The organism is Streptomyces sp. NPDC050263 (genome assembly GCF_040655955.1).
Taxonomy (GTDB): Bacteria; Actinomycetota; Actinomycetes; order Streptomycetales; family Streptomycetaceae; genus Streptomyces.
In genome coordinates this window covers 19323-39148 of sequence record NZ_JBFAKW010000033.1, presented here as the reverse complement: position 1 = coordinate 39148, position 19826 = coordinate 19323, and the positions used below count along the sequence as shown (strand labels likewise).

General features: G+C 72.4%; 19 protein-coding genes. 8 read left to right on the top strand and 11 right to left on the bottom strand.

The window, feature by feature from the left end; all coding sequences use genetic code 11:
• The first annotated feature begins 5 nt into the window (after positions 1–5).
• The gene (gene meaB, locus AB0J04_RS17545) at positions 6–1004 is read left to right on the top strand and encodes a methylmalonyl Co-A mutase-associated GTPase MeaB (protein ID WP_363169339.1); all 999 of its coding nucleotides are present in this window, start codon (positions 6–8) and stop codon (positions 1002–1004) included.
• A 74-nt stretch (positions 1005–1078) separates the two neighbouring features.
• Here meaB and AB0J04_RS17540 read toward each other — a convergent pair whose 3' ends face one another.
• Positions 1079–2191 (bottom strand): HoxN/HupN/NixA family nickel/cobalt transporter, encoded by a 1113-nt coding sequence (locus tag AB0J04_RS17540; RefSeq protein ID WP_363169338.1) that lies wholly within the window; start codon positions 2189–2191, stop codon positions 1079–1081.
• A gap of 227 nt (positions 2192–2418) precedes the next feature.
• Here AB0J04_RS17540 and AB0J04_RS17535 point away from each other — a divergent pair, with 227 nt between their 5' ends.
• The 3 genes from AB0J04_RS17535 to AB0J04_RS17525 are packed head-to-tail and all read left to right on the top strand — an operon-like array spanning position 2419 to position 4827.
• Positions 2419–3441: an NAD(P)/FAD-dependent oxidoreductase gene (locus tag AB0J04_RS17535; protein ID WP_363169337.1), complete on the top strand. Its 1023-nt coding sequence runs from the start codon at positions 2419–2421 to the stop codon at positions 3439–3441.
• Between the two features lies 1 nt (position 3442).
• The gene (fdxA, locus tag AB0J04_RS17530; RefSeq protein WP_363169336.1) at positions 3443–3778 is read left to right on the top strand and encodes a ferredoxin; all 336 of its coding nucleotides are present in this window, start codon (positions 3443–3445) and stop codon (positions 3776–3778) included.
• Entirely contained in the window at positions 3775–4827 is a 1053-nt protein-coding gene (locus tag AB0J04_RS17525; protein WP_363169335.1) for an LLM class flavin-dependent oxidoreductase, read from the top strand. The genes fdxA and AB0J04_RS17525 overlap by 4 nt, the downstream gene beginning before the upstream one ends.
• 74 nt (positions 4828–4901) lie before the next feature.
• Here AB0J04_RS17525 and AB0J04_RS17520 read toward each other — a convergent pair whose 3' ends face one another.
• Both AB0J04_RS17520 and AB0J04_RS17515 read right to left on the bottom strand, forming a co-directional pair.
• Positions 4902–6476: an AbgT family transporter gene (locus AB0J04_RS17520; protein WP_363169334.1), complete on the bottom strand. Its 1575-nt coding sequence runs from the start codon at positions 6474–6476 to the stop codon at positions 4902–4904.
• Positions 6476–7759: an amidohydrolase family protein gene (locus tag AB0J04_RS17515; protein ID WP_363169333.1), complete on the bottom strand. Its 1284-nt coding sequence runs from the start codon at positions 7757–7759 to the stop codon at positions 6476–6478. Before AB0J04_RS17515 ends, AB0J04_RS17520 begins: the two co-directional genes overlap by 1 nt.
• A gap of 130 nt (positions 7760–7889) precedes the next feature.
• Between AB0J04_RS17515 and AB0J04_RS17510 the strand changes: the two genes are divergently transcribed.
• Entirely contained in the window at positions 7890–8945 is a 1056-nt protein-coding gene (locus AB0J04_RS17510) for an Lrp/AsnC family transcriptional regulator (protein WP_363169331.1), read from the top strand.
• 78 nt (positions 8946–9023) lie between these two features.
• On the opposite strand, the gene AB0J04_RS17505 is transcribed toward AB0J04_RS17510, so the two are convergent.
• The gene (locus tag AB0J04_RS17505; protein ID WP_363169330.1) at positions 9024–9197 is read right to left on the bottom strand and encodes a hypothetical protein; all 174 of its coding nucleotides are present in this window, start codon (positions 9195–9197) and stop codon (positions 9024–9026) included.
• Between the two features lie 304 nt (positions 9198–9501).
• Between AB0J04_RS17505 and AB0J04_RS17500 the strand changes: the two genes are divergently transcribed.
• A complete protein-coding gene (locus tag AB0J04_RS17500) occupies positions 9502–10296 on the top strand; it encodes an alpha/beta hydrolase (protein WP_363169329.1) in 795 nt (264 codons plus the stop codon).
• Here AB0J04_RS17500 and AB0J04_RS17495 read toward each other — a convergent pair.
• The 3 genes from AB0J04_RS17495 to AB0J04_RS17485 are packed head-to-tail and all read right to left on the bottom strand — an operon-like array spanning position 10268 to position 14987.
• Positions 10268–11803: an AMP-binding protein gene (locus tag AB0J04_RS17495; protein WP_363169327.1), complete on the bottom strand. Its 1536-nt coding sequence runs from the start codon at positions 11801–11803 to the stop codon at positions 10268–10270. The two genes, AB0J04_RS17500 and AB0J04_RS17495, sit on opposite strands and share 29 nt — an antisense overlap.
• Positions 11800–14091, bottom strand: a complete 2292-nt coding sequence (locus AB0J04_RS17490) for a CoA transferase (protein ID WP_363169326.1) — start codon at positions 14089–14091, stop codon at positions 11800–11802. Before AB0J04_RS17490 ends, AB0J04_RS17495 begins: the two co-directional genes overlap by 4 nt.
• Before the next feature lie 17 nt (positions 14092–14108).
• A complete protein-coding gene (locus AB0J04_RS17485) occupies positions 14109–14987 on the bottom strand; it encodes an alpha/beta hydrolase (RefSeq protein WP_363169325.1) in 879 nt (292 codons plus the stop codon).
• 129 nt (positions 14988–15116) lie between these two features.
• On the opposite strand from AB0J04_RS17485, the gene AB0J04_RS17480 reads away from it, so the two are divergent.
• A complete protein-coding gene (locus AB0J04_RS17480; RefSeq protein ID WP_363169324.1) occupies positions 15117–15620 on the top strand; it encodes a MaoC family dehydratase N-terminal domain-containing protein in 504 nt (167 codons plus the stop codon).
• On the top strand, positions 15617–16030 hold the full coding sequence (locus AB0J04_RS17475) for an acyl dehydratase (RefSeq protein ID WP_363169323.1): 414 nt from the start codon (positions 15617–15619) through the stop codon (positions 16028–16030). The genes AB0J04_RS17480 and AB0J04_RS17475 overlap by 4 nt, the downstream gene beginning before the upstream one ends.
• Before the next feature lie 10 nt (positions 16031–16040).
• Here AB0J04_RS17475 and AB0J04_RS17470 read toward each other — a convergent pair whose 3' ends face one another.
• Genes AB0J04_RS17470 through AB0J04_RS17455 form a run of 4 tightly spaced genes read right to left on the bottom strand, consistent with a single transcriptional unit; the run spans position 16041 to position 19658 of the window.
• Positions 16041–16982, bottom strand: a complete 942-nt coding sequence (locus AB0J04_RS17470; RefSeq protein WP_363169322.1) for a zinc-binding alcohol dehydrogenase family protein — start codon at positions 16980–16982, stop codon at positions 16041–16043.
• Positions 16979–17800: an ABC transporter permease gene (locus AB0J04_RS17465; protein ID WP_363169321.1), complete on the bottom strand. Its 822-nt coding sequence runs from the start codon at positions 17798–17800 to the stop codon at positions 16979–16981. The genes AB0J04_RS17470 and AB0J04_RS17465 overlap by 4 nt, the downstream gene beginning before the upstream one ends.
• On the bottom strand, positions 17797–18657 hold the full coding sequence (locus tag AB0J04_RS17460; RefSeq protein ID WP_363169320.1) for an ABC transporter ATP-binding protein: 861 nt from the start codon (positions 18655–18657) through the stop codon (positions 17797–17799). The genes AB0J04_RS17465 and AB0J04_RS17460 overlap by 4 nt, the downstream gene beginning before the upstream one ends.
• Positions 18657–19658, bottom strand: a complete 1002-nt coding sequence (locus AB0J04_RS17455) for an ABC transporter substrate-binding protein (protein WP_363169319.1) — start codon at positions 19656–19658, stop codon at positions 18657–18659. Before AB0J04_RS17455 ends, AB0J04_RS17460 begins: the two co-directional genes overlap by 1 nt.
• Positions 19659–19826: the final 168 nt, after the last annotated feature.

The following is a 19826-nucleotide window of genomic DNA, read 5'->3' as shown; positions in this document are numbered from 1 at the left end:
GGACCATGGCACTCGACCTCGACACGTATGTGAAGGGTGTACTCGACGGGAAGCGGGCGGTCGTCGCCCGCGCCATCACGCTCGTCGAGTCCACCCGCCCCCAACACCGGTCGCTGGCACAGGAGTTGCTGACCGAGCTGCTGCCGCACAGCGGCCGGGCGCGGCGGATCGGCGTCAGCGGGGTGCCCGGCGTGGGCAAGTCGACGTTCATCGACGCGTTCGGCACCATGCTGACCGGGCTCGGGCACCGGGTGGCGGTCCTGGCCGTGGACCCCTCGTCCAGCCGTACCGGTGGTTCGATCCTCGGCGACAAGACCCGGATGGAACGCCTCGCCGTCGACCCCGCGGCCTTCGTACGCCCCTCCCCCACCGCCGGGACGCTGGGCGGGGTGGCGAAGGCGACCCGCGAGTCGATCGTGGTGATGGAGGCTGCCGGTTACGACGTCGTCCTGGTGGAGACGGTGGGCGTCGGACAGTCCGAGACCGCCGTCGCCGACATGGTCGACTCCTTCCTGCTGCTCACCCTGGCCCGCACCGGAGACCAGTTGCAGGGCATCAAGAAGGGCGTCCTGGAGCTGGCCGACGTCCTCGCCGTCAACAAGGCGGACGGCCCGCACGAACGCGACGCCCGCTCCGCCGCACGTGAACTGGCGGGCGCGTTGCGCCTGATGCACGGCGCGGACGCGTTCTGGTCACCGCCGGTGCTGAGTTGCAGTGCGCGGGAAGGGTCCGGCCTGGACACCGTCTGGGAGCGCCTCGAACAGCACCGCACGCTGCTGGACTCCACCGGGCGGCTCGCCGCCAAACGCCGCGACCAGCAGGTCGACTGGACCTGGAACATGGTCCGCGACGACCTCCTGGGCCGCCTGCACGCCGACCCGGCGGTACGGGCCCTGGCGCCTGCCCTGGAACAGCAGGTCAGGGAGGGCGAGTTGACGGCGACCCTGGCCGCGGAACGCATCCTGGACGCCTTCGGCCGACAGGCGGGACGGCGGCCGGGCTAGGGGGCTTCTGATGGATCTCCGCGGCGTCGCGACGCCCGGCACGCACTCTCCCACGGAGATCCATCAGAAGCCCCCTAGGCGTCGCACTGTTCGACGGGCGCGGGCCGGGCCAGGCCAGTCGTCCACTTCTCCTCGATCCGGCCGACCTTCCACACCAGCAGGGCGACCGCCCAGGTGGCGAAGAACAGGCCGACGATGACGTATCCGATGATGTTGAGGTCGAGGCCGGAGACCCGGTCCCAGAACGGGCCGTGCAGGCCGGCCCGGTCCGCGATGAGGCCGAGGAGTTCGACGGTGCCGACGACGAGCGCGACGGCGACGGACAGGCCGGTGATGGTGAGGTTGTAGTAGACCTTGCGGACGGGCTTGGAGAAGGCCCAGCCGTAGGCGAAGTTCATGAACGAGCCGTCGATGGTGTCGAGCAGCGACATGCCGGCCGCGAACAGGACCGGCAGGCACAGGATCGCGTACCAGGGCAGGCCCGAGGCCGCGCCCGAACCGGCCAGCACCAGCAGCGCGACCTCCGTGGCCGTGTCGAAGCCGAGGCCGAAGAGGATGCCCAGGGGATACATCTGCCAGGGCGCGGTGATCGACTTCATCAGACGGCCGAGGAGGCGGTTCATGAAGCCCCGGTTGTCGAGCTGCTCCTCGAGAGCGGCCTCGTCGAAGTGGCCGGAGCGCATCTGCCGGAAGACCTTCCAGATCCCCGCCATGATCACGAGGTTGATGATCGCGATCAGGTAGAGGAAGGTCCCGGAGACGGTCGTGCCGATCCAGCCGGTGACGCTGTGCAGCGCCGAGCCGTCGTCCTGGACCGGCCCGGCCAGTTCCCTGACGCCCAGGGAGAGCAGGAAGGTCAGGGCGAAGACGACGCTGGAATGGCCGAGGGAGAACCAGAAGCCGACCGACAGCGGCCGCTGCCCCTCGCTCATCAGCTTCCGGGTGGTGTTGTCGATCGCCGCGATGTGATCGGCGTCGAAGGCGTGCCGCATGCCCAGCGTGTAGGCGGTGACGCCGATCCCGATGCCGAACGTCTTGCCGCCCAGGCTGTAGTGCTCGGGGGCGACGAGCACGACGAGCGTGAACCAGCCGATGACGTGCAACGCCAGGATGAACGCGGCCATCCCGCCGAGGCTCGCCCACTCCTTGCGGGTCATCGATGTACGGATGCGGTGCACCGTGGTCATGGGGACGTGGGCCTTACCTGTCGGCGGACGGCCGTTTTCAGCCGCACCCACAAGGCTTCTGCAAAGTAGTTGCAGGTACAAGAATGGCGCGGCAAAGGCCGCACCAGGTTTCGCCCAGCCCGCAGACACGCCACGCGCCGCAGATTGTGATGTGTTCCGGTGGGGCGTACCGGCAGGCGGACCGGTTCCGTTGGGCGGCGGCGGGAGCGTTCATACGCTCCTGCCCCATGAGCGTTCTTTCAGATGAGCCGGTCGCCACGGACGCCTCGCGGGTGGTCGAGACCGATGTCCTGATCATCGGCGCCGGCCCGTCGGGCCTCTACGGCGCCTACTACGCGGGTTTCCGGGGGCTGCGCGTCGCGGTCATGGACGTCCTGCCCCTGCGCGGCGGCCAGATCAGCGCGATGTACCCGGAGAAGCCCATCTTCGACATCGCCGGCTTTCCGTCGGTGCGCGGGCGGGATCTGGTCGCCGCCCTGGTCGCCCAGGCGGAGCCGTACGGCCCCCGCTACCTCCTCGGGGAGCGTGCGGTGGAACTGACCTACGACTCCGACGGGCGGCCCGTCGTCCGCGGCGATCAGGGGACGGTCGTCAGGGCGGGGGCGGTGGTGATCACCGGCGGTGTGGGGACGTTCACGCCGCGACCCCTGCCGGCCGGTGAGGACTACCTCGGTCGCGGCCAGGTGTACTTCGTGCCGGACGCGGCCGCCCATGTCGATCACGACGTCGTGGTCGTCGGCGGCGGCGACAGCGCCTTCGACTGGGCCGCGCTGCTCGCCCCCGTCGCCCGGTCCGTCACGCTCGTCCACCGCACCGCCCGGTTCCGTGCGCACCGCGCGTCGGTCGACAAGGTCCGCGCCCTCGGCATCGAGCTCATCACCGACTCCGAGGTGAGCGCGCTGCACGGCGACGACCGCCTGGAGCGGGTGGAGGTCCGGCACCGGGTCACCCAGGACACCCGTCCGCTGCCGGCGCGCACGGTCGTCGCCGCGCTCGGTTTCCTCGCCGACCTCGGCCCGCTCCAGCACTGGGGGCTGACCCTCAACGCCCGGAAGATCGCGGTGGACACCCGCATGGCCACGAATCTGCCGCGGGTGTTCGCCGCCGGGGACATCACCGACTACCCGGGCAAGGTGCGGCTGATCTCGGTGGGCTTCGGCGAGGTCGCCACCGCCGTCAACAACGCCGCCACCGTCATCGACCCGGAGGCGCAGCTGTTCCCCGGGCATTCCACCGAGAAGGAGCACTGACATGGCCTATGTCATCGGCCCGGCCTGCGTCGACATCATGGACCGGTCCTGTATGGAGGAGTGCCCGGTCGACTGCATCTACGAGGGCGAGCGCAAGCTCTACATCAACCCGGTGGAGTGCATCGACTGCGGCGCCTGCGAGACGGCCTGCCCCGAGCTGGCGATCACCGTGGACCGGCTCGCCGACCCGGAGTTCCGCGCCGACAACCGGCGCTTCTTCGACGAGACCCTGCCGGGCCGCAGCGCGCCCCTGGGCGCCCCGGGCGGTGCCGCAGGGATCGGTCCGGTGGGCGCCGACACGCCCCTCGTCAGCGCGTCGCCGAGCGGCTCGCGGTGACCGGCGCAGGGGCGACGGCCCCGCGGATCGGGATCCGTGTCCCGCCCTGCGACCGGGCGGACCGGGTGGTCGAGACCGTGCGCCGGGCGGAGGAACTGGGCTTCGACGACGTCTGGTTCCCGGACTCCCAGCTGCTGTGGCGGGATGTGTTCACCACGCTGACCGCCGCGGCCCTGGGCACCGGGCGCATCGGTCTGGGCACCGCGGTCACCAACCTGGCGACCCGGCATCCGGCCGTCGTCGCCTCGGCCGCCCGCAGCGTCGCGGAGCTCGCCCCGGGCCGGTTCACGCTCGGCCTCGGCGTGGGCAACAGCTCGGTCGGGCCGATCGGCCTGCGGCAGACCACGTCGGCGTCGATGCGCGAAGGCCTGGGCATGCTGCGCGCCCTGCTGGACGGTCAGGAATGGGACTTCGAGGGCAAGGTCCGCTCCCGGCTCCGCGATCCGCAGGCCGGGGTGCCGCTGCATCTCGCGGCGAGCGGGCCGCGGAACCTGCGGCTGGCCGGCGAGGTCGCCGACGGCGTCATCCTCCTCAGCGGAGTCTCACCGGCGACCCTCGCCGGCGCGACCGCCCGGGTGCGGGAAGGCGCGGAGGCGGCCGGCCGGGCGTACGACACGATCCCGTTGACCGCGTCCGCGTTCTGCGCGGTGACCGACGACGTCGAGTCCGCGGCGCGCCGGCTCAAGCCCGTCTGCGCGTCGATCGCCCAGAACGGCGGAGCGCCGTTCCTCGCACTCGCGGGGATCGACGTGGACGTCCCCGCGACGGTGGCGGGCGTCTACCCGGACCTGGTGCACGCCGAGGACTGGGACGCGGCCGTCGAGATCTGTTCGGCCTGGATCAGCGACGCGGCGGCCCTGCGCTTCGCCGAGGAGTTCTGTCTGTTCGGGACGGCCGAGCAGCTCACCGAACGGCTCCGCGCCCTGCACGCCGCCGGAGTCACCGGGGTTCTCCTGCAGCACGTCGGCTCGTACCATCCGCCGACCGAGCTGATCGAAGCGGTCGGATCGTCGGTGCTGCCGGCGCTCGCCCTCCCCCGCCCGGCCTGAACCGCGGACGCCCGATGAGCAGCGGCCGACCCCACCGGTTCGTCCCGGCGGGGTCGGCCGCGTGCGTAAGGCGTTCACTTGAGGCCGATGTGCGCACCCGGGCCGAGCGGCAGGTCGAAGCCGTAGAAGACGGCCAGGATCACCAGCCACACGACCATGAACGGGATGACGAAGACGGCGAGCCGGGATATCAGCGTGCCGAGCTTCGCGTCGGGCTCGTACTGGCGGAGCATCGCCAGGATGAGGAAGAGGTAGGGGTTCATCGGGGTGATCGCGCCGGTCGCGGAGTCGCCGATGCGGAAGGCCGCCTGGCTGAGCGCCGGGCTCATGCCCATGAGCATGAACGCGGGGATGAAGACGGGTCCGACCAGCGACCACAGGGCGGAGCCGGAGACGATGAAGAGGTTGAGGCAGGACGCCAGCAGCACGAACACCACGATCGCCCCGAAGCCCGTCACACCGAGGTCGTTGAAGAGCGCCGCGGCCTTGACCGCGAGCAGGATGCCCACGTTGGACCAGGTGAACAGCGCGATGACCTGGGCGGCGACGAACATCATGACGATGTAGCCGGACATGCTCTTCACCGAGTCGGTCACCGCGGTGACCACGTCCTCGGTGCCGGTGAGCTTCTTGACCGTGAAGCCGTAGGTGAGTCCCGCCAGCAGGAACGCGCCGAAGAGGACCGGCACGATGCCGCTGAGGACCGGCGAGGGCACGAACGCGCCGCCCTCGCCGCGCAGCGGGGCCCCGGACGGCAGCCACAGGGCGAGGACCCCGCCCACGTAGAGCAGGACGACGACGGTCGTGGCCAGCAGACCCCGGCGCTGGATCGGCGTGAGGGTCAGGTCTTCCTGCTCCTGCGGCTCCTCGCCGGTCGGCTCGTACACCCCGAGGCGCGGCTCCAGGACGCGGCCGATGAGGAATCCGCCGAGCGCGGCCAGGACGACGCTGCTCGCCGCGGTGAAGAAGTAGTTGATGAGCAGGTGGATGTGGAGCCCGTCGGCGGCCGGCAGCACCGACGCCGCCTGCTGGGTGATGCCGACGTACAGGGCGTCGAGCGAGCCGATGGTGAAGCCGGCGGCATAGCCCGCGGTGACGCAGGCGAAGCCGCCGATGAGGCCGGCCACGGGGTGACGTCCGGCGCTCTTGAAGACGAGGGCCGCGAGCGGCGGCAGCACGATGGCGGCCACGTCGCTCATCATGTGCGCCTGGCTGGCGATGAGCGCGACCGCGTAGGGCAGCGCCGCGCGGGGCACGCGGGCCAGGGTGGCCCGCATGACCGTCTCCAGCAGCCCCGTCCGCTCCGCGAGTCCGACCACCATGATCAGGACCAGTACGGCGCCGATCGGCGGGAAGGTCGCGAAGTTGGGGATCAGGTTCTCCACCAGCCAGCGCAGCCCGTCGCCGGTGAACAGCCCGCCCACCTGCTTGGTCTCGCCGGTGCCGGGGACCTCGACGGAGACGTCGGCCAGCTCCAGCCCGGTGGAGACGACGGCCAGGAGGGCGAAGAGTCCCGCGAACAGGACGATCGGGTGGGGCAGGGCGTTGCCCGCCCGCTCGATGAACGCCAGGACGCGGTCGAGGAGACCGGGGCGCCCGGTGTCGGGCGACTTGCTGTCGGGCGTCGGGAGGTCGGTCAGTGAGGACATCAGGGCTGCCTTCCCGTGAGGGCCGCTGGGAGGAGGAGGTCCTTGCGGACGACGCCGTCCTGGACGACGCAGACGATGTTGGCCGGGTCGCCGAGGACGCCGATGTCCGTGAGCGGGTCACCCTCGCACAGGACGAGGTCGGCGGTGCGGCCGGGGGTGAGGGTGCCGAGCCGGTCGGCGACGCCGAGGAGTTCGGCGGAGGTGCGGGTGCCGGCCACGATGGCGGCCATGGGGTCCATGCCCAGGTCCACGAGGTAGGTCAGCTCCATGAGGTTCACGCCGTGCGGGCCGACGGCGGCGTCGGTGCCGAGCGCGATCCGGGCGCCGTACTCGATGGCGCGGGCGATGTTCTCCTTGGTGATGCCGGACCAGCGGACCTTCTTCTCGTAGTGGTAGTGCGGCATCGTGTCCTTGTTGATGCCGGCGTACACGGTGGAGAGGGTGGGGACGACGAAGGTGCCCTGCTCGCCGGCCATGTCCAGGGCGCGTGCGTCGAGGCCGTAGCCGTGCTCGATGCTGGTGACGCCGCCGCGCAGCGCGTTGAGGATGCCCGCGTTGCCCTGGGCGTGCGCGGCGACGGGCTTGCCGCCGTGTCGGCGGGCCTCGTCGACGACGGCCCGGATCTCCTCCTCCAGCAGGCCTTCGTCGTCGGGCTGGTCGTAGGGACTGCCCATGCCGCCGGTGGCGCAGATCTTGACCAGGTCGGCGCCCTCGCGCAGCACGCGGCGCACGGCGAGCCGGGCCTCGTCCGCGGTGTCGGCGATCTCCGACATGCCGGCGCTCAGGTCGGTGCCGTCGGGCAGCCGTACGTCGGCGTGCCCGCCGGTGTGGCTGATGATCCGGACGGCGGTGTGCAGGCGCGGGCCGACGATCCGGCCGCTCTCCACCGCCGTGCGGTAGCCCGCGGAGAGGCCGCCGAGGTCGCGGGCGCTGGTGATGCCCGCGTCGAGGGTCTGCCGCAGCCGCGCGGCGGTGTCCAGGGTAACCAGGACCGGGTCGAGTTCGGCGCGGCGGCCGGGCGGCGAGCCCTGCGCGTAGGCCAGGTGGACGTGGCAGTCGAAGAACCCGGGGAGCAGGGTGCGGCCGCCGGCGTCGATGATCCGGACGTCGCAGGCGTCGCCCGTGGCCTCGGGGGCTGTCGCGGCGGCTCCGGCGTAGGAGATGATGCCGTCGCCGTCGACGATGACGACCGCGTCGTCCACCGGGGACGAGCCGGTGCCGTCGATCAGCCGGGCGTGGTGGATCCGCAGGGCGGTCCGGGTTTTCGTGTGGGTGTCCGTCATGGGGTGCGGTCACTCCTCCGGTGTCGGGGACAGGCGAACGGAGTGTGGAATGCGCGAGAAAACCTCGTGTCACTGTGCAGTTTTCACGCCGGATTCCGTCGATGTGCGCAGGGAAGCGCCGCACCGGGGGGTGCAGAATTGTGCCGCCTCGGGGCTCGACGAGATCGACCGGGGAGTGGTCCATGCCCTGCAGATCCATCCCAGGGCCCCGTGGAGACTGGTCGGTGAGGTACTGGGGGTCAATCCGGTGACGGCCGCCCGGCGTTGGCAGCGGCTGGAGGAAGCGGGTCTGGCGTGGGTGACCGCCTATCCCCGGCTGACGAACTCGCGGCTCGTGGTGAGCGCGGTGGTGGAGGTGGACACGGAGCCGGGAGTCGCCGAGGACGTGGCGCAGGCGCTGGCGGCCGACCCGTCGGTGGCCAACATCAAGCTCACGGCCGGCGGCCGGGACCTGGTGGCGGCCGTACAGGCCCGCAGCCTCGACGAGTTGGGCCGGCTGACCACGCTGTTGTTCCAGCGGACGCCCGGGGTGCGGGCGACGCGCACGCATGTGTCGACGGGGATCCCGGCCGAGGGCAGCCGCTGGCGGCTGCGCAGCCTCGACGCGGCTCAGGTCGCACGCGTCGAGCAGGCCGTCGCGGCCCCCGCGCTGCTGTCCGACGCGGAGGCCAGGTGGGACGAGTTGGACGCCCGACTGCTGGAACTGCTGAGCGTGGACGGGCGTATGTCGCTGCGGGACCTGTCCGCGGCGACCGGCGCGAGCCTGACCACCGTGCGCCGGCGTCTGCAGTCGCTGCTCGCCTCCCGGCTCAGCCTGCGCTGCGACCTGGCCCGGCCGCTGTCGGGCTGGCCGCTGTCCGCCGTGTACTTCGCCTCGGTGCCGGGGCAGTTCGTGGAGGAGACCAGCCGGGTGCTGGCCGGGGTGCGCGAGGTGCGTTCCTGCGCGATCACGGCCGGCCCGCACAACCTGGTGGTCGACGTCTGGCTGCGCGATCTGCACGACGTGCACGCCTTCGAGGCGCATCTGTCCCGGCGGTTGCCGCGGCTCACGGTCGAGGACCGCTCGGTGGTGCTGCGCACGGTCAAGCACATGGGACGGCTGCTGGACCGCGACGGCCACAGCGTGGGCGTCGTGCCGCTCCGGCTGCCCCAGGACACGCCCCGGGCGCCGAGCGGAGCGGCGTGAGACGTCAGGGGGGCCAGGCTCGTCGCGGGCGCCGTCCAGTACGACGACCTCACGCTCGGCCCCGCCGGGCTGACGGCCTCAGCCTTTCCGGTCGTCCACGAGCATCCGGGCGATGCCCTGCCCGCTGAACACGTCCCGCAGGGCGAGGGCGATGCCGCCGTGGATCGCGCAGGCGCCGTCGGGGCGGGCTGTGGTGACGGGCGGTTTGCGCGTGGTCAGGGGGAGGGCGCGCTCGTACACCACGGCACGCACGCCGGACAGGAGGTCGTCTTGTAGGTGAGCCGGCGGCGGGTCTCTCCGAATCCGGCATCGGCGATCCGGCGGGCGAGGTGCCGGTTCTTCGCCGGCGAACCGGTCACGGCTCGGGCCCCGACCGGGCCGTGAAGAGCGGCAGGGCAGGACGAGGTCTCTGGAGTCCCCCGGGATTCCAGAGACCTCGACGGATCCGGAGACCGCAGGACGGGTCCGGAGACCGGACCGCCGGCCTGGTGCGCCGCTCCGACGCTCACCACAGTGGTCGTGCGGTCCGCCCTCCCCTGTACGAAAGAAGGTCACCATGACGCACGTCCTGCGGCGCGGCTATGTCCCCAGTCCCTTCGGGCAGTTGCACCACGTCGAATGCGGCGCCGGCGAGCCCGTGCTGATGCTGCACCAGACGCCGCGCTCCTGGACCGAGTACCTGGACGTGCTGCCGCTGGTGGGGGCGGCCGGGCACCGGGCGATCGCCATGGACACCCTGGGCTTCGGCGCCTCCGCGAAGCCCGCCGGGCCGCATTCCGTCGAGCGGTTCGCGGACGGTGTGCTCGCGCTCGTCGACGCGCTCGGCCTGGACCGTTTCCACCTGGTGGGCCATCACACCGGCGGAGTGATCGCGGTGGAGGTCGCAGCCCGGCTCCAGGACCGGGTGGCGAGCCTGCTGCTGTCCGGCACGCCCTTCGTCGACGAGGAGCGACGCGGCCGGGCCGCGACGCGCAAGCCGGTCGACCATGTCGACCCGCGACCCGACGGCTCGCACCTGCTGGAGCTGTGGAACCGGCGCCGCGGCTTCTACCGGCCGGGCGAGGAGGCCGCGCTGCACCGGTTCATGGTGGACGCGCTCACCGTCCTGGACCGCGTGGAGGAGGGCCACCTGGCGGTGACGCGGTACCGGATGGAGGAGCGGCTGCCGTACGTCACCGCCCGTGCCCTCGCGGTCTGCGCCCCGGGCGACCACTACTCGCTGTCCGCGCTGGAGAAGTTCGCGGCCCTCGGCTGGGAGACCCGGGTGCTGTCGGGCGGTCACGTACCCGTGCCGGAGCAGCTTCCGCAGGAGTTCGCCGAGGTCATCCGGGAGTGGGTGGCGAAGGGCTGAGCCGGGCCGTACGGTCCCAGGTCGTCGCCGTGATCCCGCGGGCGCGGAGGTCGGCCTTGCGGACCTTGCCGGTCTCGGTGAGCGGCAGCTCCGCCACGACGTCGACGTGGCGGGGCACGGCGAACGGGGGCAGCTCGCGCTCGCAGTGCCGTACGAGGTCGTGGGGGTCGAGCGTGCGGTCCGGGCGCAGGACCACCGCCACCATGACCTCGTCCTCGGCAAGCTCCGAGGGCACCGGGAAGGCGGCGGCGTCGGCGATCGCCGGATGGGCCCGGACGGCGGACTCCACCTCCTGCGAGGAGATGTTCTCGCCGCGGCGGCGGATCACGTCCTTGACGCGGTCGACGAACCGGAACGAGCCGTCCGGCTCCCGGACGACGCGGTCGCCGGTGCGCCGCCAGTCGGCCGGGGCCGGGCTCTCGGCGTCGCCCAGGTAGCCGGTGGCGAAGGCGAACGGCTGGTGGCTGCGGACGACGAGTTCGCCCGGTGTGCCGTCGGGGACCGGGGCGAGGAGCTCGTCGACCACGCGCGCCGAGAACCCCTCGCGGACGGTGCCGAGACGGCCGGGCCGTTGTTCCTCGGGGGTGGACCCGATGACGAGGTTGGTCTCGGTGGAGCCGAATCCGTCGACCAGGGTGACGCCGAAGCGCTCACGGAACGGCTGCCATGCGGGGCCGGGAGTGGCCGGTGAGAGGCCGCGCCAGGCGCGGTGTGCGCGGTCCTCGGGGCCGGGGGGCCGGGCGAGCAGCATCGGGACCATCGCACCGAGCAGGTAGACGACGGTCGCCTCGGCCTGCGCGACCTGCGTCCAGTACCGGGAGGCGGAGAAGCGCGGCGCGAGCGAGTAGGCCGCGCCCACGGTCATGGCCTGGGCCAGCGCGTTCAGGGCGTTGGTGTGGAACAGGGGCAGGCAGGTGTGCAGGACGTCGTCGGCGGTCAGCCGCAGGGAGTCGGCGACGTTGCGGCCCCACCAGGCGAACTGGGCGTGCGGGCTGCGCACGCCCCGCGAGGTCCCGGTGGTGCCCGAGGTGAACAGGACGAACGCGGTGTCCTCGGCGCGGGGCCGGGCGGGCGGGAGTTCCGGCGCGCCGTCCTCGGGCGTGGGGATGGCGTCGGGCCCGTCGGTGACCCACAGCGTTCCCCGGTAGCCGGCCTCGACCACGCGTGCGGCCGGCTCGGGCTCCGCGAGCAGGAACGCGGGTTCCGCCTGGCGCAGCACGTGCCGCAGGCCGGGGCCGCGCAGGCCGGTGTTGAGCGGGACGAGGACCGCGCCCAGCCACGCGCTGCCGAGGATCAGGTCGACGAGCTCGATCCGGTTGCCGGTCATGGCGGCGATGCGGTCGCCGGGACGGCAGCCCCGGGCCGCGAGCGCCCCGGCCGTCGTGGCCGCCGCCCGGCGGGTCTCCCGGTAGGTGCGGGCCACCTCGCCCACGCGCAGGAAGACCCGGTCGCCGAACTCCTCGGCGGCCGCCTCCAGCAGCCCGGGGACGGAGACGGCCCGGATCATCGCAGCACCCCGGCGTCCCGCAGCTGCCCGATCCGCTCCGGCGAGTACCCCGCCACCTCCCGCAGCACGGCGTCGGTGTCGGCGCCGAGCAGGGGCGCGGGCTCGCGGACGGCGCCGGGTGTGCGGGTGAGCCGGATCGGCACGCCCTCGTGCAGGAAGGCGCCCGCGGCCGGGTGCTCCCGGCGGACGTAGAAGCCGCGCGCCCGCAACTGCGGGTCGTGCTCGACGAGTTCACGCCCGTCCTGCACGGCCCCGGCCGGGACGCCGGCCTCCTGGAGGAGTTCGGCGGCGAGGTCGGCCGGCATCGCTCGGGCCCAGGCGCCGAGCGCTTCGTCGACGAGGGCGCTCTCGCGTCGGCGCGCCCGCGCCGTCCGGGTCCGTGCGTCGGCGGCGAGGTCGGGGCGGCCGACGACCTCGCACAGGGCCGCCCACTCCGGGTCCGTGCGCACGCTGACGGCCAGCCAGCGGTCGGCGCCGAGACATCGGTACACGCCCTGCGGGCTCCACTCGGGGTGGGTGTTGCCCGTCGGCTCCGCCGGGGTGCCGGTGAGCAGGCTGGTGCCCATGTGCGCGGCGATCGCCTCGAGTTGGGACAGGTCGATGTGCTGTCCGCGGCCGGTCTCCTCCCGGTGTTCCAGGGCGGCGAGGGTGGCGAGCGCGGCCTGGAGTCCCGCGACGATGTCGCCGTGGCCGTAGATCACGCCGACCACGTCCTGCGGCCCCCAGCCGGTCAGCCCGGTCAGTCCGGAGGCGGCCGAGACCGTGTCGGCGTACGACACCCAGCCGTTGCGGGGGCCGGTGTGCCCCATGCCCGACATGCTGACGTAGACGATGCCCGGGTTGATCCGGGCGAGTTCGTCGGGGCCGAGCCCCATCCGGGTCATGACGGTGGAGCTGAAGTTCTCCACGAGGACGTCGCAGGACGCGATGAGGTCGCGCAGCACGGCGAGGCCGTCCGCGGAGCGGGTGTCCAGCGTGATGCTGCGTTTGTTGCGGTTGACGTCGTTGAAGTAGCCGCTGGTGTCCGGGTCCGTGTGCGGGCCCCGGGAGAGGTGCATGAAGGGGGCGAACCGGGTGGGGTCGGGGCGGCCCGCCGACTCGACCTTGATGACGTCGGCCCCGTGGTCGGCGAGGACCTTCGTGCAGTACGGGCCGGCGAGCACCCAGGTCAGGTCCAGGACGCGGACGCCGTCCAGCGCCCGGCGCCCGGGGTCCTGTGCCGCGACGACCCGGGGCGCCGGGCGGGGCGGGTCGAGGAGGGCGCGGTCGGCGTCGAGTCCGGGGACGTCGAGTTCCTGCCTCCGCCGGCCCTCCGGGAACGCGAAGGGGAAACCGACGTCGGTCCGCCCGGCCACCCGGGTGAAGAAGCCGCGGGCCCTGAGCTGCGGGTTGTCCGGCAGTTCGGGGGGCAGGTCGACGGCGGCCCAGGGCAGCTTCCTGGCCTGGGCGGCCTCGGCGAACTCGGCCTTCGGCCAGGCGCCCGCGAAGTCCTGGACGACCTTGAAGACATGTTCCTGGTGTTTCTTGCGCTCGACCGGGTCCTGCCAGCGCGGTTCGCCGAGATCGGCCTCGGCGCCCTCCTCCCGCAGCCACTCCAGCAGCGCGTCCCACATGCGGGGGCTGCCGCCGAGCCCGCCGCCCAGGTGGCCGTCGGCGGCGCGGAACAGTCCGTGCGGCACGAGCGGGTGCACGGCTCCCGGCCGGGGCGGCACCCGGTCCTCGTGCAGATAGGCCAGGGTGCCCGCCTCCAGGGCGGCGGCCGCGCAGGCCTGCGCGGAGACGTCGATCAGCTGGCCGGGGCCCCGGCGGCGGGCGCGGAGTCCGAGGAGGGCGGCGATCGCCGCGTTGACGCCCGCGAGTTGCTCGGCCTGGTTCTCGGGCAGCCTCAGCGGCGGCCCGTCCGGGTCGCCCACCTGCGCCAGCATGCCGCCCAGCGCCGCCACCACCAGGTCGGTGCCCTGCCAGTGGGAGCGCGGCCCGACGAGCCCGAAGGGCGTGACGCGGACGTGCACCAGATGGTCGGGGGCGTCCACGCCGTCCGGCGTCCCGTCGAGCAGCACGTCCGCGCCTTCGAGCAGTCGGCGCAGCTCCTGCGCGGAGCCGACGACGACGGATCGCTTCCCGGCGTGCCAGTGGGCGAACGCGTCTCCGTCGAGCTCACGCCGGGTCGGGTCGCCGTCCGGGGGTTCGACCAGCACGACCTCGTGTCCGAGGCCGACCAGCAGCCGGCCGGCGAACCGGACGAAGGGACTGGACAGTTCGACGACGCGCAGAGCCGGTCCGCTCACGTTTCCTCCCCTGTAGGTCACTGGTGGCGCTGGTTCAGGAAGCCGCTGACGACGCTGTGATAGTCGTACGGCCGCTCCTCCTGAGGGTGATGCGAGGCCTCGCTGATCACATGGAGGTTGCCCTTGGGGATCATGCGGGCCAGCATCAGCGGGTAGTCGGGGGTGAGGAACGCGTCGTACATGCCCCACAGGAAGAGGGTGGGGGCCTGGATGCGGCCGAGTTCGGCGGTGAGGTCCTGCCAGTCGCCGCGCGGGTTGTCGGAGGCGCCCGCGAGGGCGGTCTCCTCGGGGTCGAGGCTCTGCTCGTGGCGCAGGGTCACGGTGGCGTCGGGGACGGCCTGCGGGTCGTACCACTCCAGGCGGGCGATCAGCTCGCGCATCTTCTGCCAGGACGGCCCGGTGCCGCCGTAGTACACGTCGCGGGCGTTGCGGCCGCGGCGGCCGCCCTCGGGGAGGGGCGCGAGGGGGCCGTGGAACACGGGCATGCTGCCGGTGATGACCAACGACCTCACGCGCTCGGGGTACTTGGCGGCGAGGTTGAGCGCGATGGTGCCGCCCCACGAGTTGCACACGAAGTCGGCGCGCGCCACGCCGAGGGCGTCGAGGAGGGCCACGGTCTTCGCGGCGTGGTAGTCCCACATGGGCCCCTCGATGACGGGCTTGGCGGACTTGCCGTACTGGAGGATGTCGACGAGGAGGCAGCGGCGGTCGGCGGCGAACAGCGGGGCCACCTGCCCGAAGTCGGACCAGCCGGTGCAGCCGGGCCCGCCGCCGTGCAGGAACACGGTCGGACTGCCCTCCCCCAGTTCGACGTAGTGGTACTTGACGCCGTCCGCTTCCGCGTAGGCGCCCTCCGGGGGCGTCTGGATGTGCATGAGGTCCCTGTCCGTGTCCATGGACCGATGGTGGAGCGGCGGTGATCGCCGCCCAAGCGGATCGGTCCGTTGAACGGTCCGGTTCCGTGTCCGTCACGCGGAACCGGACTTTAGTGTGCACAGCCGGTGACGTGAGCGGGGAGGCGGCGTATGTCGGCGTTGGAACTGGCCGAGCACAGGGCCCGGGCGGCGCTCGGGGTCCCGGAGCAGCGGTCCCTGGGGGTCGTACGGGCCGAGGACGCCGCGGAGTTCGCCCGCGCCGCCGGCGAGAGCGCACCGCACCTGGTCGATCCCGGTCATCCCGGCTTCCGCGTCCATCCCCTGTACGCGGTGAGTCTGCTGCGCGGCGCGCCCGGCGCCGAACCGGCCGAGTTCCGGCCGGACGGCATGTACCGCGACGAGGTGCCCGGCGCCGACGGACTCGACGTCCGGCTGATGGCGGGCGGCCAGGACGTGCGCTTGCGGGCCGAGGTGCGGCCCGGGGACCGGATCAGGATGCGCCGGGCCCTCACGGGAGTGGAACGCAAGGGCGACGGCGCGGGGTTCCTGCTGCTGACGGTCGAGAAGACGTACGCGGCGCACCGGGACGCCCTCGGCGAGGCCGTCGAGATCGTCGACGTCGTCGACGTCACGGAGAGGTTCATCGTCCGATGACGGCTCAGGTCCGGCAGATCACCGTGGGGCAGGCGGTGCCGGCCGTCGAACTGACCCCGAGCGCGGTCGACCTGCTCCGCTTCGGCGCGGTCACCCGCAACGCCCACCGCATCCACTACGACGGCGAGTTCGCGCGCTCGGAGGGGCTGGCCGGGCCGGTGGTCATGGCGCAGTTGCACGGCTGTCTGTTCCATCGCGCGGCAGCGCGGTTCGCGGGCGACGCCGGACGCGTCCTGGAGGTCGGGTGGCAGAACCGGGCGCCCGCGCACGCCGGGGAACGGCTCGTCGTGACCGGCTCGGTGCGTGCCGTGGATCCGGCGAGCGGTGCGGTCACGCTGGACCTCGTCGAACACTGCGGCCCCGGCGGCACGGTGTGCTGCCGGGGCCGTGCGGTGGTCGTACCGGCGTAGGACCGGGGCGTCACCCCAGGTCGAGCGTCACCCTGCCGACCGCTTCCCCGGTCCGCAGCCGCTCGACGGCCTCGGCGAGGTCGTCGATGGCGTACCGCTCCATCGGCAGGGTCAGCTCGCCCGCCGTGAGATCGGCGAGCAGTCGCCGCGCGTCGCCGGCGACCTCCGGGGCCCGTGACATCAGGTTGACGGTCCGGAGCGACACGTCGGCGAGGAGGAAGTCCGCGAGGTCCACGGTGAACTCGCGTCCGGCGGTGTAGCCGACGAGGGCGGCGCGTCCGCGCGGACGGACCAGCCGCAGCGCGTCCCGCAGCACCGGGCCGCCCACGGTGTCGATCAGCACGTCGATCGGTCCGCCGACCGTCTCCGGCGACAGCTCGGCCGCGAGCACGGCCTTCGCGGGCGACGGGACGTGCGCGAGCTTGGCCGGGCGGCCGACGACGCCGACCACCTCCGCCCCGGCCCGCGCGGCGAGCTGCACGGTCAGCGCGCCGACGGCGCCCGCCGCCCCGGTCACCAGGACCCGCTCCCCCGGCAGCACGGCCGCGACCGGGTGCACCGCCGCCCAGGCCGTGCCCACGGGGGAGAAGTAGCTGCACGCGAGCGCGGGGTCCGTGCCCGCCGGCACGGCCTCGACGGCCGCGTCCGGCACCAGGGCGTGCTCCGCCCAGCAGCCGTCCCTGCGCAGCCCGAGCGCCTTGCCGCGGAGGTGGACGAGGCTGCCCTCCGGGTGGGTGTCGGAGGCCAGGACGGTTCCGCTGCCCGCGGTTCCGGGCACCGACGGCAGGTCGGGGAGGATGCCGAACGCGCCGTCGACGACGTTGAGATCGAGGTGGGTGACGGCGGCGGCGCTCAGCCGTACGAGGGTGTGGCCGGGCCTCGGCTCCGGTGTCGGCCGCTCCACGAGCCTCGGCAGCGCGCCGAACGTCTCGAGCACAAGAGCACGACTCACAGTTTCACTCCATATCGACGCAGGGCCCGGGAGGCGACGATCCGCAGGACGCGGTCGAAGACGAACCCGAGGATGCCCAAGGTGATGATTCCGACGAAGACCCAGTCGATCCGGCCGTAGTTGCGGGAGGTCCAGATCAACGAGCCGAGACCGACCTGGGCGGCGACGATCTCGGCGGAGACGATGGTCAGGAAGCTGTTGCCCATGGCCAGCCGTGCCCCGGTGATGATGTGCGGCACGGTCGACGGCAGGACGATCCGCTGGAGGATCTGCCGTCGGCTCGCGCCCAGGCTCGCCGCGGCCCGCAGCTTGGACTCGCTCACCGCCATGACGCCGGCGCTCGTGTTGAGCGTGACGATGAAGACGGCCGTGTAGAAGATCAGGACCACCTTCGACGACTCGCCGATGCCCAGCCACACCACGGCCAGGGTGACGAAGGCGACCGGCGGGATGAACCGGAAGAACTCGATGTACGGGTCCAGCAGTTGGCGTACGACCTTGATCTGTCCCACCAGCAGGCCGACCGGCACGCCGACGACGATCCCGAGTCCCCAGCCGATCAGGATGCGCCGGCTGGAGGCGATGATCGAGTTGGTCAGCGTGCCGTCCCGGGCCAGTTCCTCGGCGGCGGAGAGGGTCTCGCCGGGCGAGGCGACCAGCGAGGGTCCGTACTTCATCGCCAGCAACTGCCAGACGCCGACGCCGATGAGGACGGACAGGGTGTACAGGCCGATCGTGCGCAGGCTCTGGGCGCTCGCCCGGTCGGAGCGCCGCCGGGCCTGTGGGGTGGCGGCGCTGCCCGCCGTGGCAACCGTCATCGGACGTCCTCCTCCGTGTCCAGGCCCTGGTCGCGCAGGGCCTTGCGCACCTCTTCGCCGATGTCCTCCCGGAGGCTGCGGCGCAGTGCGACGACGCCGGGGTCGGCCTCGTCGCGTGGTCTCGGCAGGTCCACCGGATAGACGGACTTGATCCTCGCCGCCGGTCCCGCGGTCATCACGGCGATGCGGTCGGCGAGCAGGATCGCCTCGTCGATGTCGTGGGTGACGAACACGACGGTGCAGCCCGAGGCCCGCCAGATGCGGTCCGTCTCCTCCTGGAGCACCTGCCGGGTCTGTGCGTCGAGCGCGCCGAACGGTTCGTCCATGAGGACGACGCTCGGTTCGTTGGCCAACACGCGGGCGATCTGCACACGTTGCCGCATGCCGCCGCTCAACTGGCCGGGGAAGTGGTCGGCGCAGTGCCGCAGCCCGACCAGCCTCAGGTATTCGTCGGCGAGTTCCGCCTGCACCGCTCGTGATTTTCGGCGCATGCGCGGTCCGAACATCACGTTCTGCCGGACTGTCGTCCAGTCGAAGAGCGCCTCGCTGCTCTGGAAGACCATGCCCAGTTCGGGGTCGGGCCCGGTGATCTCGGCGCCGCCCGCGGTGAGACTGCCCTCGCTCGGCGTCACGAACCCCGCCATCGCCGACAGCAGGGTGGACTTGCCGCAGCCGCTCGGTCCGAGCAGACAGAGGAATTCACCGGCGGCGATGTCCAGGGATATGTCCCGCACCGCCTGGAACGAGCCGAAGCGGATGCCGACGCCGTCGGCGCGGAGCGCGGCGCCGCGCCCGACCGTCCGCTCGCTCGCCGCTTCGGTGGTCTCGGTCTTGGTGGTCTCGATGGCCTTGGTCATCAGGATCCCTTCAGGTGCTCGGTGGACCAGCCGCGCAGGACGGCCGTGGACACGTCCGGCTTCGCCTTGACCTTGCCGGTGCCCAGATAGAAGGAGGCGGTGTCGTCGTACGCCTTCAGGTCCTCGGCGGTGAAGTCACGGACCGCGAAGTCGATCTCCTTGATCGCGTTCACGGTCTGGGCCGTCGGGATCTTGGTGGCCTTCTTCGTGGCCTCGGCCGCCGCGTCCGGGTCGTTCTCGGTCTTCTCGGCGGCCTCCTGGAGCGCCTGCGCGACCTTGACGGCGGTCGCGGTGTTGTCCTTGAGCCAGGTGTCGGTCGTCAGCAGCCAGTGGGAGTAGGACAGGCCGAAGTCGCCGGTGGTCTCCAGGATCTGCTCGCCGAGCGCCACGCCCTTCGTGGGCCAGGGCTCCCACAGGACGTAGGCGTCGACGTCTCCCTTCCGCGTCAGCGCCGGGATCTCGGGCGGGTCGGCGGTGACCAGGTCGACCGTCTCGGGGTCGATGCCCTTCGACTCAAGGAACCGGGTGGCGGCGAGCTCGGAGAGGCCGGGGACGACGGCCATCTTCTTGATCTGCGCGGCCGACTTGATCTCGGGGCCGAGGACGACCTTCAGATAGCGGCCGGACTGCTCGTACACCAGCAGCGACCGGAGCGAGGGGGTCTGCTGGAGCACCCCGATGGTGGTGGTGTCGGAGTTGCCGGCCAGTTGCACCTGGCCGGCGCCCAGGGCGTCCACGCCCTCACCGCCCTTGCCGAACTGGACCAGCTGGACCTTGACTCCGTGCTCCGCCCACAGTCCCTGGGCGTCGGCGAGGAAGAGGGGGGCGAAGGAGGGGTCGATGCCGACGGCGATCCGGATCGTGGGGCCGCCGGCGTCCTTCTCGCCGCCGGCCGCGGTCGAGTCGGTGGTGCCGGCGCCGCACGAGGCGAGCGTGAGGAGTGCGGCGGTCAGGGCAGCGGAACCTGCGAGGAGACGTCTTGGTCGGGACGGTGTCTGCATGCGCACCTCGGTGATTGAGAAGAGACCGCCGGTCGAGGCGGGTCGTCGAAGAGCGGCCCGAATTGGCGCACCGTAGACCTCGGCCCGGCCTCCCTGCATCGGCATGGGTCCGCTGAGCGGGACACGGCCCCAGGACCCCTCCGCCGCCGTCGTCGAGGGTGCGTTCTG